Raw genomic sequence first — 12,266 nt, forward strand, 5'->3', positions numbered from 1 at the left:
ATGGTAATGGCAAGTCAATACCTTTTGGTGTTTTACCTTGAGGTAATTGATTGAGACAATTTCGGGATGACTGAATCCGACATGAACCCGCGTAGCCTCAGGCTTGCAGAGTTGATCCGACTGCACTTCGATGACACGCAAGCCGCCTTTCTTGACGTGATCGGCGGCAATCAAGGGGAACTTTCGCTTCTCGTCAAAGGCAAGAAGTCGTTTGGCGAAAAGAAGGCAAGGAAGATCGAAGAGAAGGCTGGACTGGTGCCGATGAGCCTTGACGCCCCCGCAGGGGCGCCTTTCTACGCATCAGAAAAAGTCAATCCCAAATCTGGTGCAACTCAGATTGAAACAAGACTTAATGAGTGGTCTGCAGCAGCCGCTTACAATGGCCCGGGCGGCACATCGGGGGCATTGGAGTCCACGGTCGGGGAGCCGCTTCGGTTACGACAAAGCAGGGATATACCAGTGGTTGGGGAAGCGCAGGGCGGGCCAGATGGTTACATCAGCATCAACGATTACCCGGCTGGCCACGGAGAAGGCTGGATCACGCTCTATAGCGCAGACCCGGGAGCCTATGGGTTGAGGGTTCGCGGCGACAGCATGCGGCCACGGATCAAGAGCGGCGAACACATTGTTGTCGAGCCTGGGATGGAAGCTCAGCCGGGCGATGACGTGGTCGTCAAATTCCTTGATGGAAGCGCCGTGGTCAAGGAGCTTCTATGGGTCAGGGATGACGAAGTCTGCCTCGGCTCCATTAACAACGGAATCCCGCCGATTACCAGGACGATAGACACAATCCTGTCGATCCATCGTGTCGCCGCCATCATCCCGCGCGGCTCACCTCTGTACCGATCGGCAACCTAAGCTGCTGTAGCCCCTCCCAGCCAAGCCCACCCTTAGCGGTGGGCTTTTTGTTGCGCGGAAGATACGCATTGCTCGATCAATATTACTGCGCCATCTTCGTCCCTCGAAAATAAATTACCGTTTGGTATTGCAAAGTAAATTACTGTCAAGTAATCTACATCCATCGACGCACCACCCGGTGCGTCTCAGCAGATGGAGAGCAGCATGTCGCCGTCCGAGATTGTCAGCAGGATCCCCCCAGGTGAACGGACCCGCCTTCTGATTGCTTTCATTGCGATCGATCGCGAAGACCGTGGCATGGCGCAGGACGCGCGCCAGCTGATGCAGTTGGCTCGATACACCGATCTGCGTGACTCGACCGTTGTGCAAGCCAACGGAACTGTCGAACAAGACCAGGCTGCCAAGCCGGGCGCCGCCCCCATCCGCCAAAGTCACCGAGCCATGGGCTCCGGGGGCATCCACACCCTGCGCGGGCGCGATTTGGCCGCGCTGCAGGAGCGAGCCCGTGCGCTGGTCAGCAAAATCGACAGCCATCGCAGCCCGAGTGTTGGTCGGCCGCGGGCGAACCCGGCCACGGGCGAGCACATCCTTGAAGTCCGCTACTACGGGGTGTGAGGCGCGCCATGGCAACCGTAACCATCAATCACAACGGCACCACCCTCACGGTGTCCGGCTGCTACTGCCGCGGCTATGACGCCACGCTCGAGCAGCCGGGCGAGCCCGAAGCCTTCTGCGTGGACAACATCACCGACTCTGGTGTCGATGTCACCCACCTGCACGACCTGGAAGAGATTGCTGGGCTGGCGCTGGAAGCCCACTTGGACAACGAGGCCTACGAAGCGAGCGAGGCAGCTGATCGCCAGCGCGAGGAACGCCGATTCTTCTGCGGGGCGACGGTATGAAGGCGGCAATCACAAAGGGGCCATGGCGCGTCGAGCCATTCGTCGTCGACGGCGAAACCATCTCCATCCAAGTTCGCGGCCCCGCCAGAGACGACAACGCGCGCGGGCTCATCTTGGCCGGAATCTCGTTTGCATCCGATAAGTCGCAGCGGATTTGCTATGTCGAAACCGAGGCTGAGGCGCTGGCAAATGCGCGCGCAATCGCCGCATTTCCCGAGGTTCTGGCCGCGTTGATTGCCATGCTCGGCCACCACAGTGGCGTGCCAGTGGCGGCGGATCAGCAATTGCTCGACGCTGCCGAAGCTGCCGTTGCCAAAGCCTTGGGAGAACAGCGATGACCGCAGAACAAGCAGCGATCCGCCCAGGCCATTCGCGAAAGCCTGCAGCGCGAACTGCTGCGCGAACTCCAACTGGCCCACCGGATCATCCTCAACGCGCTCGCAGTCATGACGCCCGAGCAGAAATCGGAGTGGGCCGCCAGGAACATCCTGAGCGGCAATGACAGCGAAGGCACCACCCGCGCCCACGAGCGCGAGGCCGTCATCGCCAAGGCTCTCGGGAGAGCAGCGTGAATCGGAACAACCTGCGCGAGATCCAGGCTCGGAACCGCGCCCTCCTCTACTACGTGCTCGGCTTGTTCGCGGTGGTCGCGGCAGCGCACGAAATCACTTTCTATCTCGGAGGCTGAGCATGATCGCAAAGAACACGGACCTGACGAAGATCAGCACGGGAGCAAAGCTGACCCGCGCCGAGCGCGTCGACGCCGAGCTGCGCCACCTGGCCGCGATGAACCACGCGAAGTTGCGCGCCGCCCAGGCCGACCACCAGCGCCGCGGCATCTCGCCGCGCGTCGCAATCGGCTGCGCCCACATCCCCGCCGCCGTCGCCCAGACGTTCGCCTATATCAAAGTGGCCTGACCACCCGCCATTCAAAGAGGAATCCATGGGAGCACCCGAAATCGAAGTTCTGGACCCGGTCCGAGCTGAGCCGGCTACCGGCCTTACGCTGTATGACGCCATCGAAGCTGGTCTGGCTGAGTTGCGCGTGGCCAGTGCTGAGGTCTTCGACGTGAAGACCCCGGTCGGCAACAAGGCTGCCCGTGAGTTCGTGCGGCGCTGCGTGACCACGCGCACCGCAGCGGACGAGGCCTACACGGCCTGGAACCGGCCGATGTTGGACGCGCAGAAATGGGTACGCAACAAGCGCGACGAGATCGTCGCAGCAGTGAGGGCGATCGAGACGCCCGTCTACGACCAGGTCAAGGCGGATGAGCGCCGTAAGGACGAAGAGCGCATCGCCAAGGCCCGCGCCGAGAGCGCGCGGATCGGGACGCACCAAGCCTGCCTGAATGCGATCACCACGCTGCCGAAGGAATACCTGAGCGCCTCTGTGGCTGACGTGGCCGCCACGATCCGCGATCTGGAATCGCCGGAATACCTGGGCCAGCGCAACTGGGAGGAATACGCCGACCAGGCCAAGGAGGCAGTCGACACCGCCCTCTCCACCCTTCGCGTACACCTGGAGAACGCCAAGGCACGCGAGGAACTGGCTGCCATGCGCGCCCGGCAGGAAGCAGAGGCCGCCGCCCGCCGCGCCGAGGAAGCCAAGGCTGAGGCCGAGCGCAAGCGCGCGGCCCGCCTCAAGGAGCGCATCCACGCAATCGAGACTGCCCCGACGACCTGCATCGGGCTGGGCGTGAAGCAGATCCAGCAGCGCATCGACGCGCTCGCCGCCGAAGCCGCGGACGACTTCGCCGAGTTCCAGGCCGAGGCCGGCGCCGCCATCGAAGCCGCGCTGGGCAACCTGAACACCATGCTGGAAGCCGCGCGGGATGCCGAGGAACTGGCCCAGTTACGCGCCGACAAGGCCCGCCGCGAGCGCGAGGAAGCCGAAGCCATCGCCGCTATCAAGCGCCAGCACGAAGAAGCCGAGGCCCGCGAGAAGGCCCGCGCCGCAGCAGAAGCGGAGCAACGCCAAACCGAAGCCCGCGCCGCCGAGGAAAAGCGCCAGCGCGAGGAAGCCGCAGCCCGCCGCCGCGAGCAGGAAGCCGCCGCGGCCGCCGCGCAGCGCGTGCGCGAGCAGGCCGGTTCGCTGCTGGCCCTGCTGGTCGAAGCTCGCGCCCATGTGCCGGCCGGCGACCTGGCCGACCGCATCGACGCCACCATCGCCGCCGCGACCGGAGCCCAGCAATGACCTCCATTCCGATGAAGAAAGTGCTGCTGCCTGAATCGCGCCTGTCCGCAGCAAAGCCGTTGCTCGGCTTCGACTACGACGGGCACCTCTACCACGTGCTGGCCTTTGACTTCGGCGACGACGGCGCCGCCCTTGGCATCTGGCGCGAAGGTGACAACTTCTGCGCGCGCATCACTCTCGACTCGCTGGCCGCGTTCCACGCCGAAGCCCGCGCAATGCATATCGACGGCAAAGCCTGACATGACCACCAACCAAGTCCCGCACGTAGAGACCACCCTGACGCCGGCGCCGGCCGGCGGCATGGGCCCGATGTACACCGCGCTGGCTAAGGCGCAAGGCGCCTTCCAGCCCATCGAGAAAAACCGCTCTGTCACGATCGAGATCAAGGACAAGGACACCAACAAGCGGATCGGCTCCTACGATTTCCGCTATGCAGACCTGCAGGAGATCCGCGCCAAGACCACGCCGGCGCTGTCCGAGAACGGCCTGTGCCTGTTCCAACTGGTGACCGAGGAAGGCGGAGGCACGGTCATTCGCACGGTGCTGGGCCACTCGACCGGCGCGGAGATCACCGCAGTGGCGCGCCTGTACCGCGACGACCGCGACATCAAGAAGTTCGGCGCCGCCATCACCTACCTGCGCCGGTACATCGTGAGCGCCATGCTGGGCGTGGCTGCTGACGACGACCTCGACGAGGACCGCGAGCCGAACGCAGGCACCAACGCGTTGCCGGCGGCGGAAGAGCACCCGGGCATGCGCGACGCGACGACCATCGGCGAACTGAGCAAGGTCATGGGCGCGCTGGATAAGGCGGAGAAGGCCAAGTACTCCGACTATTTCAACCAGCGCATGCAGGAACTGCGCGCGGCTACGCAGGAGGCAGCGTGATGGGCACCCGCATCCATCTCGCGCTCGACGTGAAGGGCTTTCTGGCCAACGCACCGAAGCGCCAGTACCGCGGCATGTTCCGCGACGACGACGGCCGGCAAATGACGCCGGACGAGGCGAAGCACCACCTGCTCGACGCGCTCGCCGCCGGCAATGAGTTCCTGCCCATCGGCAAATGCGACAACTTCGACCCGAAGAGCGGATGCCTCGGCCACCCGGTCACGGAGGAAGCATGCGGATCGTAAATTGCAGTCAGGGGAGTCCTCAATGGCTGGCCGCCAGAAGCGGAGTTTGCACCGCCAGCATGTTCCGCGTCGCTCGGTCCAAGCTGCGCAACACGCAGCAGCCGACCGAAGCCGCGCTGGACTATGCCTTCCGCCTGGCGGTCGAGATCCTGAGCGGCGAAGCCCTGGACGACAACTTCGAGACTTGGGCCATGCGCCGCGGTCATGAACTGGAGCCGGACGCGCGCATCGCGCACCAGGCCGACATTGGCGTCTACGTGCAGCCGGTCGGGATGGTCCTGTCCGACGACGGCAAGTTCGGCGCCAGCGCCGACGGCTGGATCCAGGGCGACGGCGGCGCGGAATACAAGTGCCTGATCGCGCCGGGTGAGCTGCGCACGACGCTGATCGGCCACGACCTGGCGAAGTACACGGACCAGGTGCAGGGAAACCTGTGGTTGTCCGGCCGTGCCTGGTGGGACTTCTGCATCTACTGCCCGCCCATGAAGGCCGCCACCGGCAAGGACTTCTTCCGCTGGCGCATCCAGCGCGACGAGGAATACATCGAAGCCATGGTTGCCGACCTTCTGGAGTTCGACTACCTGGTGCAAGACAACGTGGCCGAGCTGCGCAAGCTGGCCGCCTGAACAACACGGAGACCGAATATGTGGTTTCGCAATCTCACCCTTTACCGCCTCACTGACTTCCAACTGAGCGCCGAAGAACTGGCAGAGGCATTGGAACAGCACGCCTACACGCCGTGCACGGATCTGGAAATGTCCTCGCAGGGCTGGATTCCGCCTCGCGACGGCGGCAGCCTCGTACACAGTGTCAACGGCCAGATGCTGATCACCCTGTGCATCGAGAAGAAGCTGCTGCCGGCGGCCGTGGTCAAGGAAGCCGCGCAGGCGCGCGCCGCAGAGGCTGAAGAGCAGCAAGGCTACAAGCCTGGCCGCAAGCAACTACGCGAGATCAAGGATGCCGTCACCGATGAACTGCTGCCCAAAGCATTCAGCATCCGGACGAAGATCGCGGCCTGGATCGACCCGGCCAACGGCTGGCTGGCGATCGACGCGCCGAGCAGCACGAAGGCTGACGCGCTGACGGGCTACCTGTTCAAGTCTGTCGACAAGCTTGAACTGGTGACCCTTCGAGTCAAGCATGCACCGGTAGCCGCCATGACGGAATGGCTCGCGACCGACGCGGCCCCGGCCGGCTTCACGATCGACCAGGATGCTGAACTGCGCGCCACTGGCGAGGGCCGCGCCACGGTGCGCTATGTGCAGCACACCCTGGAATCAGAGGACGTGAGCCGCCACATCGCCGCCGGCAAGCGCTGCACCCACCTGGCCATGACGTGGAACGACCGCGTCTCTTTCGTGCTGACTGAAGGGCTCACGCTCAAGCGCGTTGCCGCACTGGATGTCCTGAAGGAATCGGCCGGCTCGGCAGAGCAGACCGCAGACGAGGCCTTCGATGGCGATTTCCTGCTGATGGCAGGCGAACTCGCCCGCCTGCTGTCTGATCTCGTGTACGCGCTGGGCGGCGAGCAGGTGCCCGAGGCGCCAGACGACCTGGTATCCGCCGCGGAGGACGCTGAGTCGCCGGCCGCCACCGACGCGGACCCGCTCTACCCCCAGGCTGTGGAGGTGGTCCAGAAGGCGAAGCGGGCCAGCATCTCACTGGTACAGCGGCATCTGCGCATTGGATACAACCGCGCAGCACGCTTGCTCGAGCAGATGGAGGGCGGCTGCATCGTGTCACCCATGGGCTCGGATGGATCTCGCAAGGTACTGGCGGGAGCCCCGGCATGACGACGAAGCCCTGGAAGGTCTGGACACCCGAGGAAGATGCTTTGCTGCGCCAACACTGGGCGGACAAAGAGCCCACCAAGCGGCTAGCCGCTCGATTCCCTGGCCGGACCGCCGCCGCCATTTTGAAGCACGGCTACGTGGCCCTCGGGCTGGGCCCGCGTGACTGCGGACGCGAGAGCTTCTCCCCGGTCTGGGAAGGTGTGAAAGGCGTGCTGGCCGGCGGCAAGATGATGACGTCCCGAGAACTGGCCGAAGCACTGAAGGTCACGCCGCACGCGGTGCAAGAGTGCATGCGCGATCGCCACGGCACCGACGTTCACGTCGGAGGCTATGCCAAGGTGGCTGCCCATTCCACGCGGGTCAACCGCTGGAAGCTGGGCGCTGGCCCGGACGCGCCCCTACCACACCGCAAAACGAAGAACGAGGTGAACCGCGAGTACTCGCGCCGCATGCGGAAAGACCCGGAGTACTGCGCACGTCAGAACCAGCTCGCGCGCCTGCGCTACGCCGAGAAGAGGGGGAAGCTGATCCGCCCCGACGCCGCGGTCGTTTGGCTGAAGGAGGCGCCCCAGCACGACGCTCAGCCGCTCCGGGCAGACGACTACCGGGATGCCGCCTGCCTGGCGCATGTGCGCGCCGGCGCGGCCTTCCCTCAGGCCGGCGCCGGACTGCTCAATGCGCGGCGCGCCACGCTACACGGTGCGCCATGAGCGTGTGCCTCATATCCCTGATCGTGACCGCGCTGGGCCTTCTGATCGCCATGGCGGCCGGCCTGAGAGCCCAGCACAACTTCATGAAGAAGTTGGCCCAACCCATCGAGGACAACAAACAATGACCAAGAAGAACGAAAAGCAGCCAGATCGCGAGGCGCTTCTGCTCCAGGCTGCGGACTATCTGAGCATGGATGGCGCCTTCATGAGCTTGGCCGACGCGCTGCGGGCAGCTCGCATGATCAGGAAACTGGCAAGGGGAGAAGCCCTGGCGCAGCAACCGCAAGGCGAGGCGAGGCAGGCGCCGAAAGACTGCCAGCATGGCTATGGCGACATCTGTGCGGCCGGCGCGCGCGATGGCGTGGTGTGCCCGGAAGATTCGTGCGACATCGACGATGGCATCCGCGCCGCCCCGAGCGCCAGCGCGCAACAGGCGGATGACATGGAAGCCTTCGATGCATGGGCCGAAGACTTCGTGTGGTTCGGAAAGCAATCGAAAGCGGCCGCACGGGATGCGTGGATTGCTTGCGCTTCTCGATACGCCGCCCCTGCGCCGAGCGCATCGCCTGCCGCGCTGACGGTGCGGGTACAGCACGACATGATATTCATCCTCAATGTACTGGAGGACGTGAGCGCGGCCATGCCGCCGTCGGCCGCTCACCGCATCACGACCGGCAAAGCCATCGAAAAGGCCCGCGCCCTGCTCGCCGCAGCGCCTGCCGACCAGGATGCGCGCGATGCGGCGCGGCATCGGGCGACCATACCGGAAGGGTGGGACATTGAAACGGTCAGCGGTGCGTTTTCGACTGTGCGCTATGTCCTTGGCGTCCCCGCTGCGATGGCCGGAACCACGCCGAATCAGCATTGGCAGGAAATCATAGCCGCCATTGCCGCATGGCCCCTTGTCGGGGACGTTCTGAACCGAAAGCGGGGGGAAGCGGCACTTCGCGCTCAGTCCATTCCCCTCAATGAGAATGCCAAGCGCTTGTCCGGCCTACCCTATCAGGTGCTGTTCAACGCCATAGCTGCGGCGACAACGGCGAAGGGCAATATTGGCATTTCCATCATCGAATTCCGCAAATCCATCGACGCCGCCATGAGCGCCAAAAAGGAGGGGGGATATGTATGAATGGCACGAAGTAGCTTTGTTGACGGTCTTCTTCGGCGGACTTGGGTTCGTCTTCGGATATTCGTATGGTCGCATGAGCGCCAGCAAGGAGGGTGCGTGATGCGACGGCGAGCAATGAGCCGGCAGGAAGTCCGTCACGTGGTGGCGGCGGTCATCATCAATGGCCCGACACATCGCCAACAGTTCCGCGAAGCGTGGGAGATGTTGTGCCTGATGGCTGGCAGCGTCGGCGGCGCGATCGGCCTCATCTGCATTGCGCTTCGGTGGATCTGGCGCGTTGTGCGACTGTTGGCGCTTCCAATCACGCTGCCAATCCTGACTTGGCACTACAGGCATGTCCGCATCAGGTCCATCAAGAAGGCGCGCGCGGCTAGAGATGACTGGAAACGAACAAGAGCAGAAATGCGCGCACGAATCCACAAGTTTGGAGACGAACTGAGCGCCACGCCACCAGCGGGAGAGCCGCGTTGACGGCCCGCGCCTACTACAACCTATCGCCTGTATGCAGCAGCAAGCAGAACGAATCATTGAATTGACCCGCCATACCTGGCGGATTGGAGAGAGCAAATGAAGAAGCGCCTGGACGAATGGCTGAAGTCGCAGTTCGACCCACCCCCAGCTATCCGCACTGCGCGTTTGTGGGTCCGCGACGGCAAGATCTACCCGCCACCGGTGAAGGTCGGCCGGGCCTACTACGTGGAGGAAAATGCCGTCTTCCAGAACGGCATTGCCCGCCCTTCTCTCGCCAGCCGCATCCCACAATAACAAGCCATGGCAGCCCGTCCACGCATCCGCAAGCGCGCACACTTCCCGCCCAACCTCCACGAGCCCCGGCCTGGCTATTACGTTTGGCGCGATCCGCGCGACGGCAAGACGCACGTGATCGGCAGGGTGCCGGCGGCGCAGGCCATCCACGAGGCTCTGGAGGCGAACTTGGTGGTCGAGCGGGGTGCGGTCCAGCGCTCCCTTGCGGAGCGAGTTTCAGCTGGCAAGGAAACCGTCGCGCAGTTGATCGAGAAGATGCCGACCGACGGGGTGAAGCACTCCACTGTGGTCGCGCGGAACGGCTTTGACCGGGTGATCAGCAACGCCATCGGGCACATCGAATGCGCAGCGCTGACCACCAAGGACATTGCCGACATGCTAGAAGCCATCAAGGGAAAAGGCACGTTGGCCTATGCCAAGAAGATCCGGACGCGCATCACCACGATTTGCACGAAGGGCATTGCCCTCGGCTGGATGGACAGGAACCCGGCCGCGGTGACCGAGAAGATCAAACACAAGGTGATCCGGCGCCGTATGACACTGGCCGAGTTCCACGCGATCCTGGCCAAGGCGCCGGAGGTCGCGGACTGGCTGCCGAATGCGATGCTGCTGGCGCTGGTTTCGGGCCAGGATCGATCGACCGTGGCGCGGTGGGAACGCACTTTCGTCAAGGGTGATGTCGCTGTACTACAGCGGTCGAAGACCGAGGTGCGGATTGCCATCCCTACGGCATTGCGGATGGATGTCATCGGCATGTCGCTGGCCGACGTGATCGTGCGCTGCAAATCGACAGGCGTGGTCAGCAAATACCTGATCCACCATCTCAGGTCTATCGGCGGCACAAAGCGGGGCGACCCGGTGCGCCTCAGCACCGTCTCGACTGCCTTTGCCGAAGCCAGGGAGCTGGCCGGCATCCATGGAGACGACGCGCCGACATTCCATGAAATCCGCAGCCTCTGCAAGCGGCTCTACATGGAACAGGGTGGCATCGATACCAAGGCGCTGCTCGGGCACATGAGCGATGCGATCGCGGATCTCTACGCCAACAATCGCGGCTTGGAACCGATCAAAGTGAGCATCAATGCTGCGTAGGTTTTGAACGAATTTTGAACAACTGTTGAACAGCTACCCGCTAACCCGCGCCAGCATTGGGAAATAAAAAAACGCGCCGTCCCTGAGAGAGAACGGCGCGGCGCCTAAATCAGAAAGCGTGATGGTCGCACGCCTTCTTTAACCGCCGGACCCACGTCCCGGCGGGGGTGACCAGGAGAGTCAGGCCACTTTCTTGTCTTCGAAGAACTGCTCATCTTCGGTCGATCCCTTCAGCGCGGTCGTCGACGACTGGCCGCCTTCGATGGTCTGGGTCACGGCGTCGAAGTAGCCGGTGCCGACTTCGCGCTGGTGCTTGACCGCGGTGAAGCCCTTCTCGGCTGCCTTGAACTCGGCTTCCTGCAGTTCCACGAACGCGCTCATCTGGTTGCGGGCGTAGCCGTAGGCCAGGTTGAACATTGAGTAGTTCAGCGAGTGGAAGCCAGCCAGCGTGATGAACTGGAACTTGTAGCCCATGGCGCCCAGTTCCTTCTGGAACTTGGCAATGGTGGCGTCGTCCAGGTTTTTCTTCCAGTTGAACGACGGCGAGCAGTTGTAGGCCAGCATCTTCCCCGGGAACTTGGCGTGCACGGCTTCGGCAAACTTCTTGGCGAACTCGAGGTCCGGCTTGCCGGTTTCGCACCACACCAAATCCGCCACTTCAGCGTAGGCCAGGGCGCGCGAGATCGATTGCTCCAGGCCGTTGCGCACGCGGTAGAAACCTTCCACGGTGCGCTCGCCGGTGCAGAACGGCTTGTCGTTCTCATCCACGTCCGAGGTCAGCAGGTCGGCGGCCTCGGCATCGGTACGGGCGATCACCAGGGTCGGCACGCCCGAGACGTCGGCGGCCAGGCGGGCAGCGGTCAGCTTGGCCACGGCTTCGCGGGTCGGCACCAGCACCTTGCCGCCCATGTGGCCGCACTTCTTCACCGAAGCGAGCTGGTCTTCGAAGTGCACGCCTGCGGCGCCCGCTTCGATCATCGACTTCATCAGCTCGAAGGCGTTCAGCACGCCGCCGAAGCCGGCTTCAGCGTCAGCCACGATCGGGGCGAAGAAGTCGGTGTCGCCCTTGCCTTCGCTCCACTGGATCTGGTCGGCGCGCTGGAAGGTGTTGTTGATGCGCTTGACGACTTGCGGCACCGAGTTGGCCGGGTACAGCGACTGGTCGGGGTACATCTCGCCGGCCAGGTTGGCGTCGCCGGCAACTTGCCAGCCCGACAGGTAGATGGCCTTCAGGCCGGCCTTCACTTGCTGCATGGCCTGGTTGCCGGTCAGCGCGCCCAGCGAGTTGACGAACGGCTCGGTGTGCAGCAGGTTCCACAGCTTCTCGGAGCCGCGGCGTGCCAGAGTGTGTTCGACCTGTACCGAACCACGCAGGCGCACCACGTCTTCGGCGGTGAAGTTGCGCTTGATACCCTTCCAGCGGGGATTGGTATCCCAGTCTTTCTGCAGGGCCTGGATCTGTTCTTGGCGGGTCATGGTCACTCTCCTGATGATCGGGGGATGGCTGAGAATCTCTTGATCACCTGGCCTGGGTTGCGTCGCGGTGCTGCTGCGTGGGTCGCTGTTTTCGCGTCTCAGATCATGTGTCTTATATAAGAGTGTAGAGAACGCTCCCGCGTTGCAACAACCTCGATCTGCAGTTGGCGCTTAGTTTTTTTACTTCAATGATTCAATGACTTAGCAATTTTAT

The 12,266-nt window shown here is 63.4% G+C and carries 19 protein-coding genes and 1 pseudogene; 19 read left to right on the forward strand and 1 reads right to left on the reverse strand.

From position 1 onward, the window contains the following. Positions 1-66 precede the first annotated feature (66 nt). The 19 genes and pseudogenes from RS901_RS17670 (at position 67) to RS901_RS17760 (ending at position 10,576) form a co-directional block, all read left to right on the forward strand. Entirely contained in the window at positions 67-858 is a 792-nt protein-coding gene (locus RS901_RS17670) for a S24 family peptidase (RefSeq protein ID WP_316150086.1), read from the forward strand. A 204-nt stretch (positions 859-1,062) separates the two neighbouring features. Then, positions 1,063-1,473 carry a hypothetical protein gene (locus tag RS901_RS17675; RefSeq protein WP_316150087.1) on the forward strand — a complete coding sequence of 137 codons (411 nt, stop codon included), beginning with the start codon at positions 1,063-1,065 and terminating at the stop codon, positions 1,471-1,473. 8 nt (positions 1,474-1,481) lie between these two features. After that, complete coding sequence (locus RS901_RS17680; protein ID WP_316150088.1) at positions 1,482-1,760, forward strand: hypothetical protein; 279 nt, start codon at positions 1,482-1,484, stop codon at positions 1,758-1,760. Continuing rightward, the gene (locus RS901_RS17685) at positions 1,757-2,098 is read left to right on the forward strand and encodes a hypothetical protein (RefSeq protein ID WP_316150089.1); all 342 of its coding nucleotides are present in this window, start codon (positions 1,757-1,759) and stop codon (positions 2,096-2,098) included. Before RS901_RS17680 ends, RS901_RS17685 begins: the two co-directional genes overlap by 4 nt. Positions 2,099-2,206: 108 nt before the next feature. Next, entirely contained in the window at positions 2,207-2,332 is a 126-nt protein-coding gene (locus RS901_RS17690; protein WP_316150090.1) for a hypothetical protein, read from the forward strand. Positions 2,333-2,450: 118 nt separating this feature from the next. Continuing rightward, a complete protein-coding gene (locus RS901_RS17695; RefSeq protein WP_316150091.1) occupies positions 2,451-2,678 on the forward strand; it encodes a hypothetical protein in 228 nt (75 codons plus the stop codon). A gap of 25 nt (positions 2,679-2,703) precedes the next feature. Continuing rightward, the gene (locus RS901_RS17700) at positions 2,704-3,954 is read left to right on the forward strand and encodes a hypothetical protein (RefSeq protein ID WP_316150092.1); all 1,251 of its coding nucleotides are present in this window, start codon (positions 2,704-2,706) and stop codon (positions 3,952-3,954) included. Beyond that, on the forward strand, positions 3,951-4,193 hold the full coding sequence (locus RS901_RS17705) for a hypothetical protein (RefSeq protein ID WP_316150093.1): 243 nt from the start codon (positions 3,951-3,953) through the stop codon (positions 4,191-4,193). Before RS901_RS17700 ends, RS901_RS17705 begins: the two co-directional genes overlap by 4 nt. Position 4,194: 1 nt before the next feature. Beyond that, the gene (locus tag RS901_RS17710; RefSeq protein ID WP_316150094.1) at positions 4,195-4,842 is read left to right on the forward strand and encodes an ERF family protein; all 648 of its coding nucleotides are present in this window, start codon (positions 4,195-4,197) and stop codon (positions 4,840-4,842) included. After that, on the forward strand, positions 4,842-5,087 hold the full coding sequence (locus RS901_RS17715) for a hypothetical protein (protein WP_316150095.1): 246 nt from the start codon (positions 4,842-4,844) through the stop codon (positions 5,085-5,087). Before RS901_RS17710 ends, RS901_RS17715 begins: the two co-directional genes overlap by 1 nt. Continuing rightward, positions 5,075-5,713: a lambda exonuclease family protein gene (locus RS901_RS17720; protein ID WP_316150096.1), complete on the forward strand. Its 639-nt coding sequence runs from the start codon at positions 5,075-5,077 to the stop codon at positions 5,711-5,713. The genes RS901_RS17715 and RS901_RS17720 overlap by 13 nt, the downstream gene beginning before the upstream one ends. Positions 5,714-5,731: 18 nt before the next feature. Further along, positions 5,732-6,619: pseudogene (locus tag RS901_RS17725) on the forward strand (recombination-associated protein RdgC); the annotation flags it as partial. Beyond that, positions 6,620-6,880: a DNA translocase FtsK gene (locus RS901_RS17730; RefSeq protein WP_316153575.1), complete on the forward strand. Its 261-nt coding sequence runs from the start codon at positions 6,620-6,622 to the stop codon at positions 6,878-6,880. Further along, positions 6,877-7,590, forward strand: coding sequence for a hypothetical protein (locus RS901_RS17735; protein ID WP_316150097.1), 714 nt, complete (start codon positions 6,877-6,879; stop codon positions 7,588-7,590). Before RS901_RS17730 ends, RS901_RS17735 begins: the two co-directional genes overlap by 4 nt. Beyond that, the gene (locus RS901_RS17740) at positions 7,587-7,715 is read left to right on the forward strand and encodes a hypothetical protein (protein WP_316150098.1); all 129 of its coding nucleotides are present in this window, start codon (positions 7,587-7,589) and stop codon (positions 7,713-7,715) included. The genes RS901_RS17735 and RS901_RS17740 overlap by 4 nt, the downstream gene beginning before the upstream one ends. After that, positions 7,712-8,719 (forward strand): hypothetical protein, encoded by a 1,008-nt coding sequence (locus RS901_RS17745; protein ID WP_316150099.1) that lies wholly within the window; start codon positions 7,712-7,714, stop codon positions 8,717-8,719. The genes RS901_RS17740 and RS901_RS17745 overlap by 4 nt, the downstream gene beginning before the upstream one ends. Positions 8,720-8,833: 114 nt before the next feature. Continuing rightward, positions 8,834-9,190: a hypothetical protein gene (locus RS901_RS17750; RefSeq protein WP_316150100.1), complete on the forward strand. Its 357-nt coding sequence runs from the start codon at positions 8,834-8,836 to the stop codon at positions 9,188-9,190. A 96-nt stretch (positions 9,191-9,286) separates the two neighbouring features. After that, entirely contained in the window at positions 9,287-9,484 is a 198-nt protein-coding gene (locus RS901_RS17755; protein WP_316150101.1) for an excisionase, read from the forward strand. Positions 9,485-9,490: 6 nt separating this feature from the next. Beyond that, positions 9,491-10,576, forward strand: coding sequence for a phage integrase Arm DNA-binding domain-containing protein (locus tag RS901_RS17760; RefSeq protein ID WP_316150102.1), 1,086 nt, complete (start codon positions 9,491-9,493; stop codon positions 10,574-10,576). Between the two features lie 180 nt (positions 10,577-10,756). Here the strand turns inward: RS901_RS17760 and aceA are convergent, their stop codons facing one another. Next, a complete protein-coding gene (gene aceA / locus RS901_RS17765) occupies positions 10,757-12,052 on the reverse strand; it encodes an isocitrate lyase (RefSeq protein ID WP_316150103.1) in 1,296 nt (431 codons plus the stop codon). Between the last annotated feature and the right edge of the window lie 214 nt (positions 12,053-12,266).

The sequence above is a fragment of the Cupriavidus sp. BIC8F genome (genome assembly GCF_032465815.1).
Taxonomy (GTDB): domain Bacteria; phylum Pseudomonadota; class Gammaproteobacteria; order Burkholderiales; family Burkholderiaceae; genus Cupriavidus; species Cupriavidus necator.